This window comes from Streptomyces sp. RFCAC02 (assembly GCF_004193175.1).
Taxonomy (GTDB): domain Bacteria; phylum Actinomycetota; class Actinomycetes; order Streptomycetales; family Streptomycetaceae; genus Streptomyces.
In genome coordinates this window covers 2652777-2673518 of record NZ_SAUH01000001.1, presented here as the reverse complement: position 1 = coordinate 2673518, position 20742 = coordinate 2652777, and the positions used below count along the sequence as shown (strand labels likewise).

General features: G+C 71.9%; 23 protein-coding genes. 14 read left to right on the top strand and 9 right to left on the bottom strand.

The features are described 5' to 3' along the window. Positions 1-226 precede the first annotated feature (226 nt). On the top strand, positions 227-661 hold the full coding sequence (locus EMA09_RS12350) for a nuclear transport factor 2 family protein (RefSeq protein WP_129841108.1): 435 nt from the start codon (positions 227-229) through the stop codon (positions 659-661). A 7-nt stretch (positions 662-668) separates the two neighbouring features. On the opposite strand, the gene EMA09_RS28350 is transcribed toward EMA09_RS12350, so the two are convergent. Further along, positions 669-830 (bottom strand): hypothetical protein, encoded by a 162-nt coding sequence (locus EMA09_RS28350; protein WP_168220716.1) that lies wholly within the window; start codon positions 828-830, stop codon positions 669-671. A 66-nt stretch (positions 831-896) separates the two neighbouring features. Here EMA09_RS28350 and EMA09_RS12345 point away from each other — a divergent pair, with 66 nt between their 5' ends. Further along, a complete protein-coding gene (locus EMA09_RS12345; RefSeq protein WP_129841107.1) occupies positions 897-1403 on the top strand; it encodes a hypothetical protein in 507 nt (168 codons plus the stop codon). Between the two features lie 75 nt (positions 1404-1478). Here the strand turns inward: EMA09_RS12345 and EMA09_RS12340 are convergent, their stop codons facing one another. The 3 genes from EMA09_RS12340 to EMA09_RS12330 are packed head-to-tail and all read right to left on the bottom strand — an operon-like array spanning position 1479 to position 4332. Beyond that, positions 1479-2237, bottom strand: coding sequence for an ATP-binding cassette domain-containing protein (locus EMA09_RS12340; RefSeq protein WP_129841106.1), 759 nt, complete (start codon positions 2235-2237; stop codon positions 1479-1481). Further along, positions 2234-2821: a hypothetical protein gene (locus tag EMA09_RS12335; protein ID WP_129841105.1), complete on the bottom strand. Its 588-nt coding sequence runs from the start codon at positions 2819-2821 to the stop codon at positions 2234-2236. Before EMA09_RS12335 ends, EMA09_RS12340 begins: the two co-directional genes overlap by 4 nt. After that, positions 2818-4332 (bottom strand): hypothetical protein, encoded by a 1515-nt coding sequence (locus tag EMA09_RS12330; protein ID WP_129841104.1) that lies wholly within the window; start codon positions 4330-4332, stop codon positions 2818-2820. Before EMA09_RS12330 ends, EMA09_RS12335 begins: the two co-directional genes overlap by 4 nt. Before the next feature lie 86 nt (positions 4333-4418). Between EMA09_RS12330 and EMA09_RS12325 the strand changes: the two genes are divergently transcribed. The 8 genes from EMA09_RS12325 to EMA09_RS12290 all read left to right on the top strand — a co-directional run bounded on the left by EMA09_RS12325 (position 4419) and on the right by EMA09_RS12290 (position 12496). Next, positions 4419-4601, top strand: coding sequence for a hypothetical protein (locus tag EMA09_RS12325; protein ID WP_129841103.1), 183 nt, complete (start codon positions 4419-4421; stop codon positions 4599-4601). A gap of 169 nt (positions 4602-4770) precedes the next feature. Next, complete coding sequence (gene uppS, locus EMA09_RS12320) at positions 4771-5469, top strand: polyprenyl diphosphate synthase (RefSeq protein ID WP_276324180.1); 699 nt, start codon at positions 4771-4773, stop codon at positions 5467-5469. After that, positions 5466-6926, top strand: a complete 1461-nt coding sequence (locus EMA09_RS12315; RefSeq protein ID WP_129841101.1) for an oxygenase MpaB family protein — start codon at positions 5466-5468, stop codon at positions 6924-6926. The genes uppS and EMA09_RS12315 overlap by 4 nt, the downstream gene beginning before the upstream one ends. Positions 6927-7114: 188 nt before the next feature. Then, a complete protein-coding gene (locus EMA09_RS12310; RefSeq protein ID WP_129841100.1) occupies positions 7115-7423 on the top strand; it encodes a YciI family protein in 309 nt (102 codons plus the stop codon). A 75-nt stretch (positions 7424-7498) separates the two neighbouring features. Next, positions 7499-8704, top strand: a complete 1206-nt coding sequence (locus EMA09_RS12305) for an FAD-dependent oxidoreductase (RefSeq protein ID WP_129841099.1) — start codon at positions 7499-7501, stop codon at positions 8702-8704. Positions 8705-8775: 71 nt separating this feature from the next. Next, a complete protein-coding gene (locus EMA09_RS12300; RefSeq protein ID WP_129841098.1) occupies positions 8776-9672 on the top strand; it encodes an RNA polymerase sigma-70 factor in 897 nt (298 codons plus the stop codon). Between the two features lie 296 nt (positions 9673-9968). After that, on the top strand, positions 9969-11324 hold the full coding sequence (locus tag EMA09_RS12295; RefSeq protein ID WP_240796658.1) for an MFS transporter: 1356 nt from the start codon (positions 9969-9971) through the stop codon (positions 11322-11324). Then, complete coding sequence (locus tag EMA09_RS12290) at positions 11321-12496, top strand: FAD-dependent monooxygenase (RefSeq protein ID WP_240796363.1); 1176 nt, start codon at positions 11321-11323, stop codon at positions 12494-12496. The genes EMA09_RS12295 and EMA09_RS12290 overlap by 4 nt, the downstream gene beginning before the upstream one ends. 22 nt (positions 12497-12518) lie before the next feature. Here the strand turns inward: EMA09_RS12290 and EMA09_RS12285 are convergent, their stop codons facing one another. After that, positions 12519-13967: an MFS transporter gene (locus tag EMA09_RS12285; protein ID WP_129841097.1), complete on the bottom strand. Its 1449-nt coding sequence runs from the start codon at positions 13965-13967 to the stop codon at positions 12519-12521. A 62-nt stretch (positions 13968-14029) separates the two neighbouring features. On the opposite strand from EMA09_RS12285, the gene EMA09_RS12280 reads away from it, so the two are divergent. Continuing rightward, entirely contained in the window at positions 14030-15019 is a 990-nt protein-coding gene (locus EMA09_RS12280) for a WYL domain-containing protein (protein ID WP_129841096.1), read from the top strand. 4 nt (positions 15020-15023) lie between these two features. Here the strand turns inward: EMA09_RS12280 and EMA09_RS12275 are convergent, their stop codons facing one another. The 3 genes from EMA09_RS12275 to EMA09_RS12265 are packed head-to-tail and all read right to left on the bottom strand — an operon-like array spanning position 15024 to position 17577. Further along, complete coding sequence (locus tag EMA09_RS12275; RefSeq protein WP_129841095.1) at positions 15024-15716, bottom strand: response regulator transcription factor; 693 nt, start codon at positions 15714-15716, stop codon at positions 15024-15026. After that, complete coding sequence (locus tag EMA09_RS12270; protein WP_240796362.1) at positions 15713-16888, bottom strand: sensor histidine kinase; 1176 nt, start codon at positions 16886-16888, stop codon at positions 15713-15715. Before EMA09_RS12270 ends, EMA09_RS12275 begins: the two co-directional genes overlap by 4 nt. Before the next feature lie 29 nt (positions 16889-16917). Beyond that, positions 16918-17577: a TetR/AcrR family transcriptional regulator gene (locus EMA09_RS12265; RefSeq protein ID WP_129841094.1), complete on the bottom strand. Its 660-nt coding sequence runs from the start codon at positions 17575-17577 to the stop codon at positions 16918-16920. Between the two features lie 124 nt (positions 17578-17701). Here EMA09_RS12265 and EMA09_RS12260 point away from each other — a divergent pair, with 124 nt between their 5' ends. Both EMA09_RS12260 and EMA09_RS12255 read left to right on the top strand, forming a co-directional pair. Continuing rightward, positions 17702-18820, top strand: coding sequence for a serine hydrolase domain-containing protein (locus EMA09_RS12260; RefSeq protein ID WP_129841093.1), 1119 nt, complete (start codon positions 17702-17704; stop codon positions 18818-18820). A gap of 80 nt (positions 18821-18900) precedes the next feature. Then, entirely contained in the window at positions 18901-19482 is a 582-nt protein-coding gene (locus tag EMA09_RS12255) for a DUF998 domain-containing protein (RefSeq protein WP_129841092.1), read from the top strand. Positions 19483-19563: 81 nt separating this feature from the next. On the opposite strand, the gene EMA09_RS12250 is transcribed toward EMA09_RS12255, so the two are convergent. Then, positions 19564-19980: a hypothetical protein gene (locus EMA09_RS12250; RefSeq protein WP_129841091.1), complete on the bottom strand. Its 417-nt coding sequence runs from the start codon at positions 19978-19980 to the stop codon at positions 19564-19566. Positions 19981-20507: 527 nt separating this feature from the next. Between EMA09_RS12250 and EMA09_RS12245 the strand changes: the two genes are divergently transcribed. Further along, on the top strand, positions 20508-20705 hold the full coding sequence (locus EMA09_RS12245) for a hypothetical protein (RefSeq protein WP_129841090.1): 198 nt from the start codon (positions 20508-20510) through the stop codon (positions 20703-20705). The last annotated feature ends 37 nt before the right edge of the window (positions 20706-20742 follow it).

Here is a 20742-nt window from a genome sequence, read left to right as displayed (position 1 = left end):
CGGGGCTGTCGGCCGCAGCGTGGCGCTGCTCGAGCCGTCTGGGAGCACTCGCACCCGTGGGGGGAGCACGCGTCGAAGCAGTGTTTCGCGACCTCTGCTGCGGGACGTCGGGGCCGCGGAATAAGGGTGTAGGGCTGGGGGCGTGTTGCGGCTGTGGCGACTGCGCAGAAACAGCGATGTCCGGTTTCCGCCAGCATGGGCATTCCGTGTTGCTCATGCTGACGGCATGACGAAGTCAATCACCACGGAGTCGGTGACAGTTCTCACCGGCATGTATGCGGCTGAGGCGGAGTATCTGAATGAGGGAGGCTCCAGCGATGCCTTCTTCGAGCGGCTCGCCCCCTTCTTCGCGCCGGATGTCGAGCTGCGTCAGGCGGATGCGTTGCCCTATGGAGGTATCTGGCGCGGGCACAAGGGGATCACGCAGTTCTTCCTCAGGATGGGAGAGGTGTGGGAGTCGTTCGACATGCGGGAGCAGGAGTTTCTCGCCACCGGTGAGACTGCGGTCGTGCTCACGCAGGTTCGTGCTCGCGCGCGGGCGACCGGGCGTGAGCTCAGTTTCCCGCTTCTGCAAGCGATCACGGTGAAGGGCGGGCGGATCACCGAGGTCCGTCCGTTCTACTGGGACACGCAAGCTATCGCCGACGCCTGCGCGATGTAGAGACACGTCAACTCAAGCCACCGCAGGCAGCGACGCAACGGGAGCGGGCGAGGGCGCCGTCGGCGCGGTTGAAGGGCCGGGGCCGACAGGAGGTGGATGAGAAGCAGTTCAGGAGCGCGACCGCATTCTTTTTGATTTCCTTGCCAGCTTCGAGGAAGTCTTCCAGCATGCGGAGTGGATCATTGGTGGGAATGCGTGATGTACCGTCTTCCGGGACGATCGCGGGGAGAGGTGGATGACCAACGATCTCAGGTTCAGCTGGGAGCTGAGTGGCAGTGGGTCGGCAACATACTGCATCAAGGATCAGCACTCGGAGCGGAAGGACATAGTCAGCTATTGCACGGATGCTCTTGCTGACGTGCTTCATGGTGTGGCGGGTCTCTATGGCCCCGTGGCCGTTCAGCGCTTCTCCTCCGATCTCGAACCGGCTGAGGTGAGGTGGGTTCTGCGGCGTAGGGGAACGAAGGTTGATGTGGCGATCCACTATTTCCCGGACATGTTCGCGAGCTTCGATGTTCCCGACCGGGAGGGTGTGCTCCTCTGGGGCTCGACACAGCAGCGGGGCGCTTTCGCTCATGCCGTCATGCAAGCCGCTCAGTCAGTGCTGCAGGTCCATGGCGAGGACGGTTATCGCACGAAGTGGGTTCGGTTTGCGTTTCCCGTCGCCGCTCTGCAGGACCTCCGCCGGCTGCATCTTCAGCAGGACCCGTGTGAACGGCCGCATGATGTCGCCGGTTCGTAGGCCGTTGGGCCGTGGTGGGTGATCGGTGTCGGCCCACCACGTTCCGTTGGCCGTCGGTGTTCGCGGTCGTCCCGCTCAGACCTCCGCGCTGTCACCGAGCAGGGCCGTGTAGGCGGCCTCGGCCGCGCGGCCGGGTGTGGTGCCGGGCGGGGTGTGGTGGAAGAACGACGCGGTGGAGCCGGTGTGGACCACGCGGCCCGCGTCGAGGACGGTGACGTGGTCGGCCTCCTCCGCGAGGTCGGCGACGTCGTGGGTGGACAGGAGAACGGTCACCTCGCCGCGCAGCGTGGCGAGGATGTCCCGGAAGACGCGGCGCTGGCGCGGGTCCATGCCGGCCGTCGGCTCGTCGAGCAGCAGGACGCGGGCGTCGTGGACGAGGGCCGACGCGACGCCGACGCGCCGGAGCTGGCCGCCGGAGAGGCGGGATGTCTTCTCCGTCGCCTTGTCGGCGAGTTCGACGCGCCGGAGCGCGTCCCGTGCCCGCTGCCACGCGTCGCTCCGCGACATGCCCTTGAGCCAGCCGACGTACGCGACGTACTCGCGGGCCGTGAGAGACGGCAGCGGCGTGATGGTCTGCGGCATCCACGCCACGGCCCGACGGTAGGACGTCGAGGCGAACTCCAGGCCACCGCAGCTGATACGCCCCGAGCGCGGGGCGAGGACGGAAGCGGCGAGCTTCAGGAGGGTGGACTTCCCCGCGCCGTTGGGGCCGAGGAGGATCGTCAGTCCGTCCGGGACGGTGTAGGTCAGCTCCTCGATGACGGGCCGGCGGCGGCGCCGGTAGCCGTAGGTGCAGGCGGAGAGTTCGAGATTCGCGTTCACGGGCGTGGTCATGGTGTGTTCCTCGGGGCGCGCAACTGGATGGCCGCCGCTGCCAGGAGAAGGAGGACGGTGCCGAGCGCGGCGTGCGGCGCGCCCGCCCGTTCGGGGACGATGGTCCAGGGATACGGGTCCCGCGGCCCCCGGAAACCGACGAGCGCGACGGCGATCAGCCAGGTGGCCGGCGCCAGGACGGCGCCCTGGCCCGCGAACGGCTGCAGTACGAGCACCAGTGCGGCGAGGAAGACGGTGTTCCGCCCGGCCGCCATGACCGTCGTGGAGTCCAGTACGAGGCCGGTCAGCAGGCACATGGTGACGGCGACCGCCAGGGCCGCGCCCGTCAGCGCGGCGTCCATGGCACGTACGGGTCGCGTGCCGGAGATCTCGGCGGCGGGCAGCCGCGAGTCGAGACACAGGGCGAGCGTCGCGACGAACGGGAGCGGCGCGAACGACATGAGCGTGTGCTCAGCGCTGCCGGACGCGGTGATCGACGGAAGCGGCGTCTCCCGGCTCTGGAGCACCAGCGACAGGACGAACAGCGACAACAGCCCGAGCGGCAGCAGGACATGGGCTCGCCGGGCCTTGCACCACCAGATCATGCGGCGGCCCCGCAGGCATCGTCGAGCGCCTGCCCGTACCAGCTCAGCTGCTCGTTCTCCGGCAGCGCCAGAACGGGTTCGATCGTCTCGTGCAGGGCTTGCCGCTGGGGTTCCCCGAAGGAGAGGTCGTCGTGGCGCAGGTCTGCCTCGTACGCCGCCGTCACGCCCGTCCGTTCCGCGAGCCACATCGTCGCCGTCCTGGCGGCGTGCGGGTCGGGCCGTGTGCAGGGGAAGTCCACTGCCTCGAGGACGACCCGATAGCGGACGGTGCCCTGCCGTTCCCCGCTGGTCAGACCGAGGCGCCAGGTCCCCACCGTGGACGGGGCCTTGTGGCGTCCGTCCGTGAGGGAATCCGTCACGGTGCCCGGGCGTGTGTCGGTGATACCCAGTGCGACGAGGTCGTCCACGGCCGTCGTGACTTCCGCCCGCACAGCCTCGATGTCGCCGACCGTGGCTTCCGGCATGCAGACACGGGGGGCCGTGCCCGCGCACCGCATAGGGGCTTGCGCGGTGTTCAAGGGCGGCGCGGTGCCCCAGTCGTTCACCATGGTGTAGGCGATGCCGCTTCCGGAAACGGCCACGGCAATGGCCAGCGATACCCGTGGCAGCACATGGCGAAGCGGCAGCCACAGCAGGGCGAGCCCAATCGCGAGCGCGAGGGTGGGCAGTATTTCGGCGACGATCGATGACAGCGTTGCCGTTTCCCCGTACTCCAGCGCGACGCTGTATTCGCCCAGCATATGGCGCCGCCAGGGTACGGACGTCGCATGGGATGTCGCGACGATCAGCCAGACGACGACGGCCAGTACGGGTGCGGCGATGACGGCCGGCACCCGCGTCCCGACCGCGAACCCGATCACGGCATGCGCCACGCACAGCAGCAGACCGAGGACGAGCGGACGGAGACTCACCGGAGTGGGAAGAACCCCGTCCTGGACCAGCGCCGCACAGACCGGCGCCAGCAGCATCAGCCATGTCAGGAGGACGACCGGGAACAACGCCTGCGCGGCGATCGTGTATCGGGACCGGACGGGCGCGAGATCCCACACCGCCCCCCGCCGCAGTCGGCCGCTCTCCCAGGCCCCCAGGGCACTGGCCACGCCATAGGCGAACGCGTACGCCGACCTGAGCGGTTCGGAGACGAGGGTGGGTGCCCAGCCGTAGTCCTGGATGAAGGTGAGTCCCGATCCCGACTTCACGTAGTAGAGGATCGTGATCCCGAGAGCCGCTGGCGCAACCCACAGAGCGCTGCTCGACCGCAGCGCGGTGCGTATGTTCACAGGTTCCTCGATGGTCGCGGCGCGGAGTTCACGTCCCGCGCCGCCTTTTCCATGGGGCGGCGACTGCTGCGGGGCGGAGTCGGCGCTGACCGTATTGCCGGAAAGCGAGCGGTCATTGCGCTGTATGACCTGGGTGCGTGGACTGCTCCACTCGTCCGAAAGTGCCGGGTCTGTTACTGCGCGCAAGGTGAACGATTGGTGATCGTAATTGAAGGCCGACGGATCCGCCACGGGTTGCGGATTCCCCCGGGGGAATAAGCCGGAAAGCCGGAAAAGTAGGGGGTTATGGAAATGGCTGGGAAAGCTTCGACTTCCTGGTGCGGCTCGATCCGCTTTTCACCCTGCGCTTCGACGCGGAAAGCGCGCTGCCGGTCGATGTCGTCGCGGTGGGAGACGACGGACGGCTCGTCCTCGCCACCCCCCAGGCTGAGGCGGCGGCGTGGAGGGGGTCGGTGGAACCGTCGATGTTGAGGGGAATCGGCAATCTGAGCCAAGGGTGACGGTCACCCGTTTGGCCGGTCAGGCTCCCTCCGCGCCGTCAGACTCCTGAGGAGAAACGCTCCTGTGGGGCGTGCGGATCGGCGATGCGGGGTGGGTGTGACGGAGCGCGGCGTCCAGCGTGCACGCGCGGCCACGGAAGACCGGCCGGCGCGTGCGGTGCCGCGGCACGTGGCCTGCGTGATGGACGGCAACGGCCGCTGGGCACAGCGGCGTTCCCTTCCCCGGACAGCGGGCCACCGGGCCGCGGAGGCCACCGTCATCGACATCATCGAGGCGGCCCGCGCGGCCGGCGTCGAGTGGCTCAGCCTCTACGCCTTCTCCACCGAGAACTGGAACCGTTCCGGCACCGAGGTCGACTACCTGATGCGCCTGGCCAGCCGGGTCGTGCGCAAGCACGCGCCACTGCTGCTCGCCCGCGGCATCCGCTGCCGTTTCCTCGGAGCCGCGGATCCCCGCATCCCCCGCGAACTGGCGCGGGACCTCGACGATCTGACGACGCTGACCGCCGGCAACCGGGGAATGACGCTGACCGTCGCCTTCGACCACGGCGGACGCCGGGACATCGTCGAGGCCGCCAGGTCGCTGATCCGCGCCGGGACACCCGCCGACGAGGTGACCGAACGGCTCTTCGCCGACCACCTGCCCTTCCCCGACACCCCCGACGTGGATCTCGTCATCCGCACCTCCGGCGAGCAGCGCATCTCCAACTTCATGCTCTGGCAGGTCGCCTACGCCGAGTGGGTCTTCCCCGAGGCGCTCTGGCCGGACTTCCGCGCCCCCGACTTCCTCGCCTGCCTGCACACCTACCGGCGCCGTGACCGCCGCTTCGGCGGCGTGCCGGCCCGGACGAACGGAGACCCGTCATGACCACCGGAACCACGGGCCCGGCCGACGATGCGCCCCTGTTCGGGGCGGAATCGCAGTTCAGTGCCTTCTTCGACGACCCGCGCTGGGCGCTGGCCATGATCCGCGCCACCGTGCTGGAGGCCGCCCACCCGCAGATCGGCGCTGCCCTCGTCGACAACTCCACCTTCGTCGCCCACCCCTGGCGCCGGCTGCGCAACACCTTCCTCAGCATGCGGCGCATGTTCGACGCCGACCCGGCGGTACGCGAGCGGGAGGCCGCCCGGCTCAACAGGCTGCACGCCCGCATGAGCGGCTCCGACTCCCGTGGCCGCGCCTACGACGCCATGGACCGCGCGGCCCGCGCCTGGGTGATCGCCACCCTCTTCGAGAGCGCCGTCACCATGTGCCGGCTGAGCGGCCAGCCGCTCGACCGGGTCACCATGGAGCGCATGTACGCCGAGTACCGCGCGTTCCTCGCCGCGCTCGACGGCGACGCCGGGGAACTCCCGGCGGACCTGCACGACTTCTGGCCGTACTTCGACGGGGTCGTCGAGAACGTGCTGGAGAACACCGAGGCGGCCCGCGTCATCCTCTACCGGCTCTTCGACCACCTGCCGGCCCCGGCGCTGCTCGCCGGCGCGCCGACACTGTGGGCCGCCGGCCGGGCCGTCGTCAGCCCGCTCATCGGCGCGATCACCGTCGCCTCGCTCCCCGAGCCCTACCGGCGCAGGGCAGGACTGCCCGAGATGCCGGGCGCCCCGACCGCCATGCAGGGCGCGTATCTCGCCGCCGGGCTCACCCGTTTCCTGCCCGCGGGCTGGATCAACGCCGGGACCATCATCGAGACCCTCTCCCTCTCGCCCGGGAGCGACGACCCCCGCGCCCGGACGGTGACCGCGCTGCACGCCCGCATGAAGCAGGCGTCGGCCCTGCTCCGCCTCCTCACGCCGCTGCGTGGTGACACCGGCGACGGCACCGCCCCGGCCGCCCCGGGGGAGGGCCGTCGCATGGCGGAGGAGTTCTTCCGCCAGGTGCTGGACCAGACCGGCGACGGCCACCTCGACTGGCCCGACCTCGCCGCCATGGCACGCGAACTGGCCACCCGCCTCGACCTGGACGAACCGGAGGAGACCCGGCTCTACGACGCCTTCGCCGCCTGGTGGCGCGAACTCCAGGCCGCCCTCGACACGGACGGCGACGGCCGTGTCAGCGCCGGGGAGTACGCCGCCGCCGTCCCCTCCCTCGCCGGCCCCGCGCTCATCCGCGTCGCCGAGGTCCTCTTCGACGCCACCGACAAGGACGGCAACGGGGCCATCGACGCGGACGAGTACCGGGCACTCTTCCGCACCGCCTTCCACCGCGACCTCACCATCACCGACGGCACCTACGGCCGCAGTGCCTTCGTGGGCGACTTCCTCTCCTTCATGTCGGGCCGCCGCACGAACACGCCGTACGACCCCCTCCTCGCCGACGCCTGACGACTTCGTGCACGGTCGCCCTCCGGCCGTGTGTCGTTCACGGATCTCGGCGCGTGGGAGTCGAGCGTTGCCGTCGTAGGTCGGGGCCGCTAGGTTGCGGCGTCGAAGCAGGGGTTTCGGTTCAGTGCGGCAGTCGGTGCCATGAGCCTGTCGAGGCCGACCCCGTTCAGCATGCGACGGAGGGCGCCGTGCTCCATCTGCTCCGACTCCGCTACACCGGGACCGAGGACGATGCCGCCCCGCACGTCGCCGGTCATGTCGCCTACCTCGAGCGTCACCACGCCGCCGGGACCTTCCTCGTCTCCGGCCAGGCCGTCCCCACCTCGGAGGGCGGGGCGATCATCGCGCACGGTGTCGACCGCGACGCGATCGAGCGGATCGTCGCCGATGACCCGTTCGTCACGAGTGGCGTCGCGCGGTACACCGTCACCACCGTCGCCCCCGGCCGGATCCACCCGGTGATCACCGACGCCCTGGCACGGATCACCGTGGAGTGATCCGGCTCACACTCCGTCACACGGCCCGATCGAGCGGTGTCCTGTGCACGAACCGCTCGGAACGAGGGAGACATCATGACGGAGAACACCCATGTGGTCGTGATCGGCGGCGGGTACGCCGGCGTCATGGCGGCGAATCGGCTGACGCGGCGCGACGACGTGACCGTGACCCTGATCAACCCGCGCCCGGCCTTCGTCCATCGCGTCCGTCTGCACCAACTGGTCGGCGGCACCGCCGGCGCGGTCGTGGACTACCGGGAGGTCCTGGCCGAGCGCGTCCGGCTCGTGGTCGACGCGGTGACGCGGATCGACGCGCCCGGCCGTGGCGTGACGATGGCATCGGGCGGCACGGTGGCCTACGACTACCTGGTCTACGCGGTGGGCAGCGGGAGCGCCGACCCGCGCGTGCCGGGAGCGGGCGAGTTCGCCCACCCCATCGCCACCCTGGAGGAGGTGGAGCGGCTGCGGCCGGTCCTCGACGCGGAGCCCATGACGGCCGCGGTGACGGTGGTGGGGGCCGGCCCCTCCGGCATCGAGACCGCCGCCGAACTGGCCGAGCAGGGCCGCCGCGTCACGCTGGTCTGCGGCGGCGTGCTCGGCCCGTACCTCCACGCCCGGGGCCGGCGCGCGGTGACCGGACGGCTCGCGGAACTCGGGGTGACCGTGCTGGACGGCGAAGGCACCACGGTGACGTCGGTGACCCGCGAAGCCGTGCGGCTCGCCGACGGCCGCGAGCTGCCGAGCCGGGTGACCGTCTGGACCGCGGGCTTCGCCGTGCCGGACCTGGCCGCGCGCAGCGGGCTGAGCACCGACGCCCTGGGCCGGCTGCTCACGGACGAGACGCTGACGAGCGTGGACGACGGACGCATCGTCGCCGCCGGGGACTCGGCGGCGCCGTCGGGCCTGGCGCTGCGGATGAGCTGCCAGACCGCGATGCCGCTGGGCGCGCGCGCCGCCGACACGGTGCTGAGCCTGATCGCGGGTGAGCGGCCCGGGACGCTCAACCAGTCGTTCGGGGCGCAGTGCATCAGCCTGGGCCGGCACACCGGCGTCTTCCAGTTCGCCAACCGGTCCGACGTCGCGGTGTGGTTCCACATCGCCGGCCGCCTCGGCGCGCGGATGAAGGAGGCCGTGTGCAAGGGCATCGTGGAGCACCTGTCCGAGGAGGCCCACAAGCCCGGCGGGTACAACCTGCACCGCGTGAAGGGCGGAGCCCGGCGCCGGAAGGCCCTCGCGGCCGGACGCGGGGAGGCCCCGGCCACCGTCCGACGGGCCGCCTGACCGGGGACTCGCGGTCGTTCCATGAGAAGGACTCCGTTGTGCAAGCACGTTCGAACGACAAGGCTGGAGCCATGAGCGACCGCGCCGCCGACCCGGCGACCGAGGACTTCGTCGCCCACCGCAACCTCCTCTTCACCGTCGCCTACGAAGTGCTCGGATCGGCGGCCGACGCGGAGGACGTCCTCCAGGAGACCTGGCTGCGGTGGGTCGGGGTCGACCTGGAGCAGGTGCTCGACCGGCGCGCCTACCTCGTCCGGATCACGACCCGGCAGTCCCTCAACCGGCTGCGCACCATGCAGCGCCGCAAGGAGGCGTACGTCGGCCCCTGGCTGCCCGAGCCGATGCTCACCGCGCCGGACGTCGCCGAGGACGTCGAGCTGGCCGAGAGCGTGTCGATGGCGATGCTGCTCGTCCTGGAGACGCTGTCCCCGACGGAGCGCGCCGTGTTCGTGCTGCGCGAGGTCTTCGACGTCGGCTACGACGAGATCGCCGCCGCCGTGGACAAGAGCCCCGCGGCCGTCCGCCAGATCGCGCACCGTGCCCGCCGGCACGTCGACGCCCGCCGCCCCCGCCAGGCGGTCTCGCCGAGCGCGACCCGGGCCGTGCTCGTGTCGTTCCAGCGCGCGTATCGGACGGGCGACCTGCAAGGACTCCTCGACGTGCTCGCCCCCGATGTCGTCTTCATGGGGGACGGCGGCGGCATCAGGCAGGCCGCGGTGCGGCCGGTCGTCGGCTCCGGGAAGGTGGGCCGCTTCATCGTCGGCGGCACCGGCAAGGTCGGGAGCAGGCTCACCAGCGAACTCACGTCGATCAACGGCAGCCCGGCGCTCCTCGTGCACCTGGACGGCGAGATCGACGGCGTCATCGCGTTCCGGGTCGAGGACGGCCGCATCACGGGCATCTACTACGTCCGCAACCCGGAGAAACTGTCCCGTGTCGGAGCCGAGTTCCCGCTCACCCTGCGGTGAAGCCGGGGCGGCCGGCGAGCCGTTCGGGGTCCGGTTCAGAACGGCCCGTAGTGCGCAGGCACCAGGAACGGTGAGCAGGTGGTGCGGGTGCACCAGGGCAGGACGGTCGCAGAGGGCGATGTCCGCCGGGGCGCCGCGGAGGAGTGTGGGAAGCGCGCGGAAATCCCGCGTTTCCCCTCTTGTCCAGTGGTGTCTGGAGTGATCAGCAGGTGACGAAGCTCATGACCGGGACGGACGGCCGGCCGTCCCACGACCGGCGGCGTCGAGTCGCGAGGACGTCCGTGTCCCCGCCGCGCATGGGGTGGCCGGCGATCGTCGCCCTCGGGGTCCTGGCGCTCGCCCTCGGCGCCCTGCAGTCGGTGGTGGAGCCCGCGCTCCCGCTGCTGCAGGACGAGTTGGGCGTCAGTCCCGGCGAAGGTGCGCTGATCGGCAACGTGTTGCTCGTCACCGGTGCGGTCGTCGCCCCGGTCGCGGGCAAACTCGGCGACCGGCACGGCGGGAAGCGGGTGCTGGTCCGGCTGATGGCGGTGGTGTCGGCGGGTGGCCTGACGGCCGGTCTCGCGCCGAACCTTCCGGTGCTGCTGCTCGGCCAGGTCCTGCAGGGCGTCATGGTGGGCGCGCTGCCTCTCTCTTTCATCCTGGTGCGCAAGCACCTCGCGGCGGGGGAGTCCCAGGCGGCGATCGGGCTGGTCGTCGCGCTGTTCACGGGCGGCGGCATGGTGGGCGTGCTGTTCGCCGGGCCGGTCGCGGAGGGTCTGTCCTGGCAGTGGATGTTCGCGCTGCCGACCGTCGTGATCATCGCGGCGACGGCGGCCGTGGCCCGGCTCGTTCCGCACGATCCGCCGGTACGCCGGGACGGCGGGATCGACTGGCGCGGCACGGTGCTGCTGAGCGGCACCCTGCTCGCGTTCATGCTCGGGCTCGTCACGGTGACGGGCGACGGCGGTGCGCCGCCCCTCGCGGTCGGCGCCCTCGCGGTGCTCGTCGTCGCGCTCGCGGCCGGGTGGGTCGCCGTCGAACGCCGGGCGGCCTCGCCGATGGTCGACCTGCGGATGCTGGCGAGGCCCGTGATGTGGACCGCGTGCCTGCTCACCTTCCTCATCACCGCCGGCTCCGGGATGGTGCTCTTCCTCCTCCCCCAGTTGTTCGCGGTGCCGGGCGACGGGTACGGCTTCGGCGCCGGCACCACCGACATCGGCCTGTTCCTGCTGCCCGGTGCCGTCGCCGGGGCGGTGAGCGACTCGGTCGGCGGCATCGCGGCGCGGCGTCTCGGTCCGCGTGCCGTGGTCGCGGCGGGCGCCGTCGGCACGGCCGTCACGTTGCTCGCCCTGGCGTCGCTGCACACCGCGGAGTGGCAACTCGTCCTCGCGAAGGTGCTGACCGCCCTCGCCGCGGGCGTCGCCACCACGGCGCTGCTCGCCGGCACGGCCACCGCCGTCGAGGCCGGGGACACCGGCATCGCGACGAGCCTGCTCGTGGTGACCCGCGTGATCGGCGTCGCGCTGGGCGCCCAGATCGCCGGCGCGATCCTCGACGCCGGGGCCGGCCCGCCGCCCGAATCGGCTTTCGTCACGGGGTTCGTGGTCGCCGGGCTCGTCGCCGCGCTGCCCCTGCTCGTCGTCCGCTGCGTGGGGAAGGGGGTCCGGGCGTGAGGCGCGAGGTGCTGATCTCGGGGGCCGGCATCTCCGGTCCGGCGCTGGCGTATTGGCTGCACCGGTCCGGATGCGCGGTCACGGTGGTGGAGACGGCGGACGCGCCGCGCCACGGCGGTTACCCGATCGACGTCCGCGGCAGTGCGGTCGAGGTCGTCCGGCGGATGGGGATACTGCCGCGGTTGCAGGACGCGCACATCGACTCGCGGCGCTGCACCTTCCTCGACGCGGACGGCGGTGAGGTGGCCTCGCTCGCCCCGAGCGCCGTCGCGGGCGGCGTGGAGGGACGCGACCTGGAGGTGCGCCGGGGAGATCTGGCCGGGATCCTCCACACGCTGGTCCGCGACGACGTGGAGTTCCTGTTCGGCGATTCCATCGGCACGCTCGCCCAGTCCGCGCGGGGAGTCGACGTCACGTTCCGCAGCGGGCGGCGGCGCACGTTCGACCTGGTGATCGGCGCCGACGGCATGCACTCGCACACCCGGGAGTTGCTGTTCGGCCCGGAGGAGCCGTTCCACCGCCATCTCGGGTACCGCTTCGGCGTCTTCACCATGCCGAACACCCTCGGGCTGTCCCGCGAGGTCACGATGTGGAACGCCCCGGGGAGAGCCGCGGCCCTCTACGCCGTCGGGGAGAGCGACACGCTCCACGCCTTCCTGGCCTTCCACCGACCGGAACCGCCGGGCCGTGCCCCGGAGGACCCCGACGGCCGGCGGGACCTGCTCGCCGCGGCCTTCGCGGGCGCGGGATGGGAGGTCCCCGCGATGGTCGACGCCATGCGCTCCGCGGACGACCTGTTCCTCGACACGGCCGGCCAGATCCGCATGCCCCGCTGGTCCGGCGGCCGTGTCGCGCTCGTCGGCGACGCCGCGTACGCGCCCTCGTTCCTCACCGGGCAGGGAACGAGCCTCGCGCTGGCCGGTGCCTACGTGCTCGCCGACGCCCTGGCCCGGAACCGGGACCACACGGCGGCGTTCGCCTCGTACGAACGCGGCCTCCGCGCGTTCGTCACCATGAACCAGGCACTGGTCGCCGACGGCGGGGCCACGCTCTTCCCCACGACGGCGCGGGCTCTGGAGCGACGCGACGCGCGGCTGCGGCAGCTCGTCACCGTGCCGGCCCCGGTGGCACGACCGGCCCACTCGGCCCTCGTGCTGCCCGGGCCGTACTGAGCGCGGGAACGGCGGCCGGCCGTCACCGCCGGTGAGCGGCCGCGGTCCTGGGCAGGGCGAGCATCGCGGCGGCGGCCAGGACGTACGTCATGACCTGCCAGGGCATCACCTGGGCGAGGGCCTGGCCGAACTCCTGCGGCCCGGCCGCCGGGGCGAGTGCGTTGAAAAAGACGGTGCCGAAAACGGCGACCCCGGCGGCACCGCCGATCTGGTTCACCGTCGACAGGACCCCGCCGGCGGCTCCGGCGTGGCGGCCGGGCACACCGGCCAGGACGACGTTGACCAGGATCGGCGCGCCCAGTCCCAGGCCGAGGCCGCCGAGGAACATGACGCCGGACAGGGGCCAGTGGCCCGGAGCCGTGGCGCTGTCGCGGACCAGCCACCACAGCAACCCCTGGGAGGCGGCCAGGGTCAGGGCGCCGGTGATGACGAGGGCGCGGCCGGCGCGCGCGGCGAGGGCGACACCGGCGCCGGAGGTGATCATCGATCCGATCGCATACGGCAGGATCACCAGGCCGGTCTCCCACGCGGAGCGGCCGGTGCCGGCCTGCAGGTAGATCGACAGGACCAGGAAGAACGAGCCGAGGCCGCCGAAGAACAGCACCGACGCGACCAGCCCCGCGGTGAACGGCCGGATCCTCAGCAGCGTCGGCTCCAGCACGGGCCGGCCGCCCCGCCGGGCCAGGGCACGCTGGTGGGCGAGGAACACCGCGAGGAGCAGCAGCCCGGCCGCGAGGACGGCCCACCCGTACGCGGGCCAGCCCCAGTCGCGGCCCTGGACCAGCGGAAGCAGCACCAGGAGCACCGCGACCGCGACCAGCACGGCCCCGGCCACGTCCGGGCGGGCGCGGACCGGCGCGACCGACTCGGGAAGCACGCGGGCACCCAGCGCGAGGGCGAGGACGGCGACGGGGATGTTGATCCAGAAGATCGCGCGCCACCCCAGGCCCCACAGGTCCGCCTCGACGAGCGCTCCGCCCACCAGCGGCCCGGCGACCGACGCGAGCCCCTGGACGGCCCCGTACGCCCCGAAGGCCCCGGCCATCGCAGTCGGTTCGAACGACGACCGGATGATCCCGAAGACCTGCGGGACCATGAACCCGCCGGCCAGGCCCTGGACCGCCCGGACCGCGATCAGGACCCACGCCGAGGGGGCCAGGGCGCAGGCGGCGGACGCGACGGCGAAGCAGGCGAGGGACACGAGGAAGACCCTGCGGCGTCCGTGGTCGTCGCCGAGTCGCCCGCCCGTGATCAGTCCCGACCCGAGCGCGAGGGTGTAGGCCGCGAGCATCCACTGCAGCTCCGCCTCGGAGGCGTCGAGGTCGGCGGCGATGTCGGGGGCGGCGACGGTGACGATCGTGACGTCGAGCAGGTCCATGAACGAGGCGAACAGTATGACGAGCAGCGCGAGGGACGCCCGGTGGCCGGCAACCGGCGCCGTCTGCGCGGAAGTAGGGGAGGGATGAGCCATGTCCGCACCGTGTCACCGGTGGCGGCCACCGAGTGACCGCCATCGGTGACACACTGCCTGCCGTGGCTGACACGTCCGCGCGGATCCTGCGTCTGCTGTCCCTGCTCGAAGCGCGCGTCGAATGGTCCGGGGCCGAACTCGCCGGACGACTCGGCGTATCGTCGCGGACGCTGCGCCGTGACATCGGCACCCTGCGCGAACTCGGCTACCCCGTCGACGCGGTCAAGGGTCCCGGCGGCGGGTACCGGCTCGGGGCGGGCGGGAAGCTGCCGCCCCTGGTCCTCGACGACGACCAGGCCGTCGCCGTCGCCCTCGCGCTGCAGACCGCGCCCATGGCCGTCACCGGTATCGACGACGCCGTCACCCGCGCGCTGACCACTCTCCGCCGGATCATGCCCGCCCGCCTGCGGGCCACCAGTGAGGCGCTCGACGTCACGAGCCTGCGCAACTACTGGGATTTCTCCGCCCCACCGATCGACGTGGCAACCCTGCGGACCGTCGGGTCGGCCATCCGCAACCGCCATGTCCTGCGCTTCGACTACGCGACACCCGGCCGCCATGTCCCTGAGCCGGGCGAGCCGGGATTCCGGCCTCCCGTGGAGGCCGAGCCGCACCACCTCGTCGTCTGGGCCGGGCGCTGGTACCTCATCGCGCGCGACCGTGCCCACCGCACGTGGCGCACCTACCGGGTCGACCGCATCCGGCCGCGCACCCCTGCCGGGGCCGCCTTCACGCCCCGGCCGCTCACTCACGACGACGTCACCCGCCTCGTCGTCCGGAACCCCGATCGGGGGGACACCCCAGGGCAGTGGCAGTGCGTCGGTACGGCCACCCTCGCGCTGCCCGCCGACGTCGTCGCCCGCTGGGCACCCGGGGGGTCCGTCGTGGAGGCCGTCGACCCCGGCCGGTGCCGGCTGACCATCGGCGGCTGGTCCTGGGCCGGCATCGCGGGCCTGCTCCTCACCTTCGACACCGCGCTCGACGACATCGGCCCGCCGGCACTGGTCGACGCCTTCCGGCACATCCGGCACCGGCTGCGGGCCGTCGGATGACGGCCTATGACGGGCGGTCCGCGCCGCCGTCGGGTGCGGCGTGGGCCAGGCCCGTCCGGTAGGCGATGACGACGAGTTGCGCCCGGTCGCGCGCGTCCAGCTTCGTCATGGCGCGCTGCACGTGGGCGCGGACGGTGAAGGGGCTGAGAACCATCCGTTCGGCGATCTCCTGGTTGGACAGCCCGGTCGCGACGAGGGCCACCATCTCCCGTTCGCGCGGGGTGAGTGCGGCGAGCTGTTCGGGCCGGTGCGGCGGCGCCTCGCCCGGGGTGGCCAGGAAGCGGGCGACCAGGGAGCGGGTGGCCGCGGGGGACAGGAGGGTGTCACCGGCGGCGATCGTCCGTACGGCGTCCGCCAGTTCACCGGCCCCGATGCCCTTTCCGATGAAGCCGCCGGCCCCCGCGCGCAGCGCCCGGGCGACGTGCTCGTCGGTCTCGTAGGTGGTGAGGATCAGGACGCGGGTGGCCCGCAGCTCCGGGTCCGCGCAGATCCGCGCTGTGGCGCTGAGCCCGTCCACGCCGGGCATGCGGATGTCCATGACCACCACGTCCGGGCGCAGTTCACGGGCGAGCACCACCGCCTCCTCGCCGTCGGCGGCCTCGCCGACGACGGTGATGCCGTCGGCGCTGTCGAGCAGCAGGCGGAAGGCGCCGCGCAGCAGCGCCTGGTCGTCCGCGAGGAGGACCCGGAGCGTCATGGCGCCTCCCTGGGAGGCGGGAGGGGCAGTTGTGCGGAGACGCGGAACCCCTCCGGGTGGCCGCCGGCGGTGAGGTGGCCCCCGACGGCGGCGGCGCGTTCGCGCATCCCGATCAGGCCGTGACCGGGCGGGCGGCCCGGCGCGGTGCGGGAGCCCCGCCCGTCGTCGGTGACGGTGACGGTCACGTGGTCGCCGCTCCAGGCGAGGCGGACCCGGGCGGTGCCGGTCCCGGCGTGCTTGGTCACGTTGGTCAGGGCCTCCTGGACGATGCGGTAGGCGGTGAGGTCCACGCCCGGCGGCAGTGGTCTTTCCACGCCCTCCCGGTGCACCGACACGTCGAGTCCCGCGCTGCGGAAGGACGCGAGGAGGGCGGGGAGCCGGGACAGTCCGGGCGCCGGTCCCGCGGGGGTCTCCTCGTCCCCGGACTGGCGCAGCAGGCCGACCGTGGCCCGCAGTTCGTCGAGAGCGTCGGCGGTGGTCCCGACGAGCTGGCCGAGGCTCTCGCGGGTCTGCTCCGGGCGGGTGTCGAAGAAGTGGGCGGCGACGGTGGCCTGCGCGTTGGCCAGGGTGATCTGGTGGGCCACGAGGTCGTGCAGCTCGCGGGCGATGCGCACCCGTTCCTCGGACACTCTGCGGCGCGCCTCGCTGTCCCGCGTCTCCTCCGCTCGGCGGGCGCGCTCCTCGACGGCGGCCAGGTAGGCGCGCCGGTTCCGTACGGAGTGGCCGAGCACGCCGGCGACCAGCGGGGTCGCCGCCACCACTCCCGTCCTGCCGGCGTCCTTCCACGAGAAGTCGCCGGACAGGGGGACGGCGGCGGCCAGCGCCGCCGAGGCCAGCAACACCGCGCCGACCGCGCGGCGTTCGGTGGGCGCGGTGAGCGTGTACGAGTAGGCGGTGATCACGGCGGGGGCCACGATGAGCGGAGTGAGGAGGAGGCCCAGGGGCGGGGCCAGCACGCCGATCGCGGTCGTGGCCGCCAGGGTGGCGAGGGGCGCCCGGTGCCGCGTGGTCAACAGGGCGCAGGACACCAGGGCGATGACGTAGGCGGCGGGCCGGGGCGGCGACAGCGTGTCGTCGGCCTGAATCACGCCGCCGAGCAGACAGAACACGAACGCCGCCGCGGCGAGCGCCGCTTCACGCCACCACCGGCGGGGATCGCCGTTCGGCAGCACGGGATCCAGGATACGAGGGCGGCGGCCGGTCACTCCTGTCGGACGGCCGCCTCGATGTGGGCGAGGTGGGCGGCGAGGATGTCCTCGAACGCGGCGCCGCGGTCCGCCCCGAGCGGACGGACCTCACGGGCGAAGTGGGCGAGTGCGGGGAAGCGTTCGGGGTCGGCGCCGAGCACGGCGACGCGGAACAGCTCCATGCCCTGCTCGTACTCCCCGGCGGTGAGTGTGCTGATCCCGGCCTCGGCGGCGACCAGCGCGGCGATGAGGACCACCAACCGGTGGTAGCGGTCCGGGATCTCCTCGTCGGGCAGTCCCGACGCGCGCAGGGCCTGCAGCGCCTCCTCCATGACCATCCGGGAGCCGGTGCCGCTCGACGCGTGGCGTCCCCAGACCGCGGCGAGCTGGGGCTGCTGTCCGAAGGCGTCCCTGACGCGCAGGGCCAGGGACGTGATGCGCTGCTTCCAGTCCCCCTCGGGGCGGTGGCCGTCCATCGCGGCCAGGAGGATCCGGTCGGCGACCGCGCGCAGCAGTTCCGTCTTGTTGCGGAAGTGCCGGTAGAGGCTCGAGGAATCGGTGCCGAGGACCGCGGCCAGCTTGCGCACGCTGAACGAGTCCGCGTCGCCCGCGCGCAGCAGCTCCGCCGCCGCGTCGAGGATCTCCTCCGTCGACCACCGTCTTCTGCCCGTCATCCCGTTCCCTTCGCCACCTCGCAGACTACCTGTGCACTTGTCGTTGCACGCACTGCGTGCATAATGAGTGCTCGAATGTGCCGGGCGGTGAGCCCACCTCGGGGAGCACGGAAGGACCCATGACATGACCGAGCCACTGGATCCCGTGGCGCTGGACGCCGCGATCGAGAATGTCCACCGTGCCGGAATGCCGGGCCTGTTCGCCGAGGTCCGGGACGGCGAGCGGGTGTGGCGCGGCGCCGCGGGGGTCGCCGATACCGCGACCGGCCGGCCCGTCGCCGCCGGCATGCGGCACCGGGTGGGGAGCGTCACCAAGACGTTCACCGCCGCGGCGGTCCTGCGGCAGGTCGAGAACGGGCGGATCGGTCTCGACGCGCCGATCGGCCGGTACCTGCCGGACCTGGTCCCCGGGGAACGCGGCGGCGCGATCACCGTCCGGATGCTGCTCAACCACACGAGCGGTCTCGCGGAATACCTCCCGTACGCCTACCCGTCCCTCAAGGCGTTCCCCGCCCTCGCCGACACCTCGCCCCGGAGCCTGGAGGACCACAGGTTCACACGCTTCGACCCCGTCGAACTGATCGCCATGGGAGTCACCGCACCCGCCGTCGGCACCCCCGGCGGCACACCGGGGCTGTACTCCAACACCAACTACCTGCTCCTCGCGCAACTCCTGGAACGGGTGACCGGCACCACGGCCGAGCAGCGCATCACCCACGACGTCATCCACCGCGCCGGGCTGCGGGAGACCTCGTTCCCCACCGCGCCGCGGATCGACGGACCGCACTCCCGGCTGTACGAGTCGTGGTTCGGCATGATCGACCCACCGCGCGACCACAGCGTCTTCGACATGTCCTGGGTGGGACCGTCCGCCTCCCTCATATCGACCACCGCTGACCTCAACCGCTTCTACGGCAAGCTGCTGGCCGGCGAGATCGTCGCCCCGCCGACGCTGGCGCAGATGCAGCGCACCGTCCCGGTCGTCTCCCAGGAGGGGAAGGTCATCGACTACGGCCTCGGCCTGCACCCGACGGCCGACCCCGGCCGGCCCGTCTTCTGGGGGCACGGCGGCACGGTATGGGGCGGCGGGACCCTGGCCATGACGCGCGCCGACGGCGGACGGCAGATGGCCATCGCCGTGAACATGCAGCGGTGGAACGGGCTCGGCCCCACCGGCAGACCGCAGCCCCACCCCATCGACGACGCCCTCGCCGCCCTGTACCGCACGGCGATGCACGGCTGACCGGCCGCCGGACGGGTTGACGTGGGCCGTGCCGTTCCTAGGTTGGCAGGGTGGGGAATCAAACACTGCTCGTCTGTGGGATGGCCGCCGGGCCTCTGTTCACCGCCGTGTATCTGTGGGAAGGGGCCAGGCGTGCCGACTACCGGCCCCTGCGGCATCCGGTCAGTTCACTCGCGCTCGGTCGCGCCGGCTGGGTGCAGACCGTCAACTTCCTCCTCGCGGGTTCGCTGACGCTGCTCCTCGCCGTGGGGCTGTGGCGCGACGGGTACACCCGCTGGGGTGCCCTGTTGATCGGCGCATGGGGCGTCGGGCTGTTGGGCGCGGGTGCCTTCCGGACCGATCCGGTGAGCGGCTATCCGCCCGGCACCCCTGACCGGCTGCCGAAGTACACCCGGGTCGGGGCGTTGCACGACGCGTTCTCCCTCGGGGGATTCCTCGCCCTCACCCTGGCCTGCTTCGTGCTCGCAGCGTCCGGCTCCGCGCCGTGGGCGGTCTGGTCCGTCGCCAGTGGTGTGGTGTTCGCAGCGATGACGGCGCTGGCGGGAGCCGCGTTCGACCAGGACCAGCGATGGGCCGACCTCGGCGGACTGATCCAGCGCGGCGCGCTGACCGTCGGCTGGGCCTGGCAGTCACTGCTCGCCGCACGCGTCCTGTGGGCATGACGGTCGGCCGGTGGGCAACCGCCGCGGCTCACGGGCACGAAGGGTGCCATGAGTCGACGACGGTCGCCCGCCGGCGCGTCGTCAGGACCAGGTGACGCAGGAGTTGAGGTAGGTGCTGCCCTCGTACCGCGCGACCTGGACGGCGACGTTCTCGAAGGTGCCGTTGACGCCCTCTTCGAGGGTTCCGTACGCGCTGGTGCCTGACCCGCCGGTGGCCTTGATCCAGTCGGAGTAGACGTTGGTCCCGTTGCTGAGGCCGATCACCATGCGCACGCGGGCGTGGTGCCCGTCGGCGGAGGTGTCGGTGACGGCGCTTTCCGCGGTGACGTAGTAGTCCGGGTAGCCGGCGTTGCCGTTGTACTCGACGTCGACCACGATGCTGCCCGATGCGCCCGTGGTGCTGCAGTAGCGGTAGTAGTCGGCCGCGTGCGCCGGCGATGCCGCGAGCGCGACGAACAGGCCGCTCGCCGCGGCAGCGGTGAGTGTGCGTTTCCGCATGTGATGTCCCCCCGTGGAACGGATACTGCGGGCAGCGTAGTGCGGGGGCACGGGTGTTCGGGCGGTTTCCCGGAAACTGCGCGCGTTCTCGGACGCACCCGTACTCGTCCGGCCGGACACATCCGCAGCGCGCGGCCGCGCGCCGCTTGATCAACTACTTGGCTGATCCTCGTGGTTGTCAGTGTGCGGAGCGACATGTGAGGCTCGCTGGAATCGGGTCGAATACAGGAGGCCATTGTCATGCGTTCCTGGGTTCTCAAGGCGCCGGTTCCGGCGGCGCTCGCCTGCGTGCTGATCGGTGCCACGACGGCGCAGGCCGACAGTGATTACTACCTGAACAGCACCGGCGTGTACGGCGTCGCCAGCTACTACACGGAAAACGGCGCCAAGAAGATGAACGGGTACGTCCACGACACGGCCGCGGACGGCCATTGCGCGATGTTGTGGATGGACTACACGACCAATCCGCACAACCATCATGACGCCCAGGCCTACATCGCCTGCGGAACGGCAACCAGGCATGGGGGGTGGCCCGCAGCAGCACGGACTCCTCCATCAACGGGATCAGGGCCGCGGTGTGCATCACCGGCGTCCGCGGGTGTTACGACCAGAACGGCACGTACACCACGTGGCCCTACGGTTCGTGGGAGGCCGAGACCTGCTGGTGGTACCGGGTCGACACGGGCGCCAACGGGAAATGCGGCGAGGGCGACCCCCTCGGCTGAACGTGCTCCCGTGCTCCTCCCGGACGATGAACGGCCG

Bases quoted from the DNA above. Each gene is read 5' to 3' on its own strand.
- EMA09_RS12350 (WP_129841108.1), top strand. From the start codon at position 227: ATGACGAAGTCAATCACCACGGAGTCGGTGACAGTTCTCACCGGCATG.
- EMA09_RS28350 (WP_168220716.1), bottom strand. From the start codon at position 830: ATGCTGGAAGACTTCCTCGAAGCTGGCAAGGAAATCAAAAAGAATGCG.
- EMA09_RS12345 (WP_129841107.1), top strand. From the start codon at position 897: ATGACCAACGATCTCAGGTTCAGCTGGGAGCTGAGTGGCAGTGGGTCG.
- EMA09_RS12340 (WP_129841106.1), bottom strand. From the start codon at position 2,237: ATGACCACGCCCGTGAACGCGAATCTCGAACTCTCCGCCTGCACCTAC.
- EMA09_RS12335 (WP_129841105.1), bottom strand. From the start codon at position 2,821: ATGATCTGGTGGTGCAAGGCCCGGCGAGCCCATGTCCTGCTGCCGCTC.
- EMA09_RS12315 (WP_129841101.1), top strand. From the start codon at position 5,466: ATGACCACCGGAACCACGGGCCCGGCCGACGATGCGCCCCTGTTCGGG.
- EMA09_RS12305 (WP_129841099.1), top strand. From the start codon at position 7,499: ATGACGGAGAACACCCATGTGGTCGTGATCGGCGGCGGGTACGCCGGC.
- EMA09_RS12300 (WP_129841098.1), top strand. From the start codon at position 8,776: ATGAGCGACCGCGCCGCCGACCCGGCGACCGAGGACTTCGTCGCCCAC.
- EMA09_RS12295 (WP_240796658.1), top strand. From the start codon at position 9,969: ATGGGGTGGCCGGCGATCGTCGCCCTCGGGGTCCTGGCGCTCGCCCTC.
- EMA09_RS12285 (WP_129841097.1), bottom strand. From the start codon at position 13,967: ATGGCTCATCCCTCCCCTACTTCCGCGCAGACGGCGCCGGTTGCCGGC.
- EMA09_RS12275 (WP_129841095.1), bottom strand. From the start codon at position 15,716: ATGACGCTCCGGGTCCTCCTCGCGGACGACCAGGCGCTGCTGCGCGGC.
- EMA09_RS12265 (WP_129841094.1), bottom strand. From the start codon at position 17,577: ATGACGGGCAGAAGACGGTGGTCGACGGAGGAGATCCTCGACGCGGCG.
- EMA09_RS12260 (WP_129841093.1), top strand. From the start codon at position 17,702: ATGACCGAGCCACTGGATCCCGTGGCGCTGGACGCCGCGATCGAGAAT.
- EMA09_RS12255 (WP_129841092.1), top strand. From the start codon at position 18,901: ATGGCCGCCGGGCCTCTGTTCACCGCCGTGTATCTGTGGGAAGGGGCC.
- EMA09_RS12250 (WP_129841091.1), bottom strand. From the start codon at position 19,980: ATGCGGAAACGCACACTCACCGCTGCCGCGGCGAGCGGCCTGTTCGTC.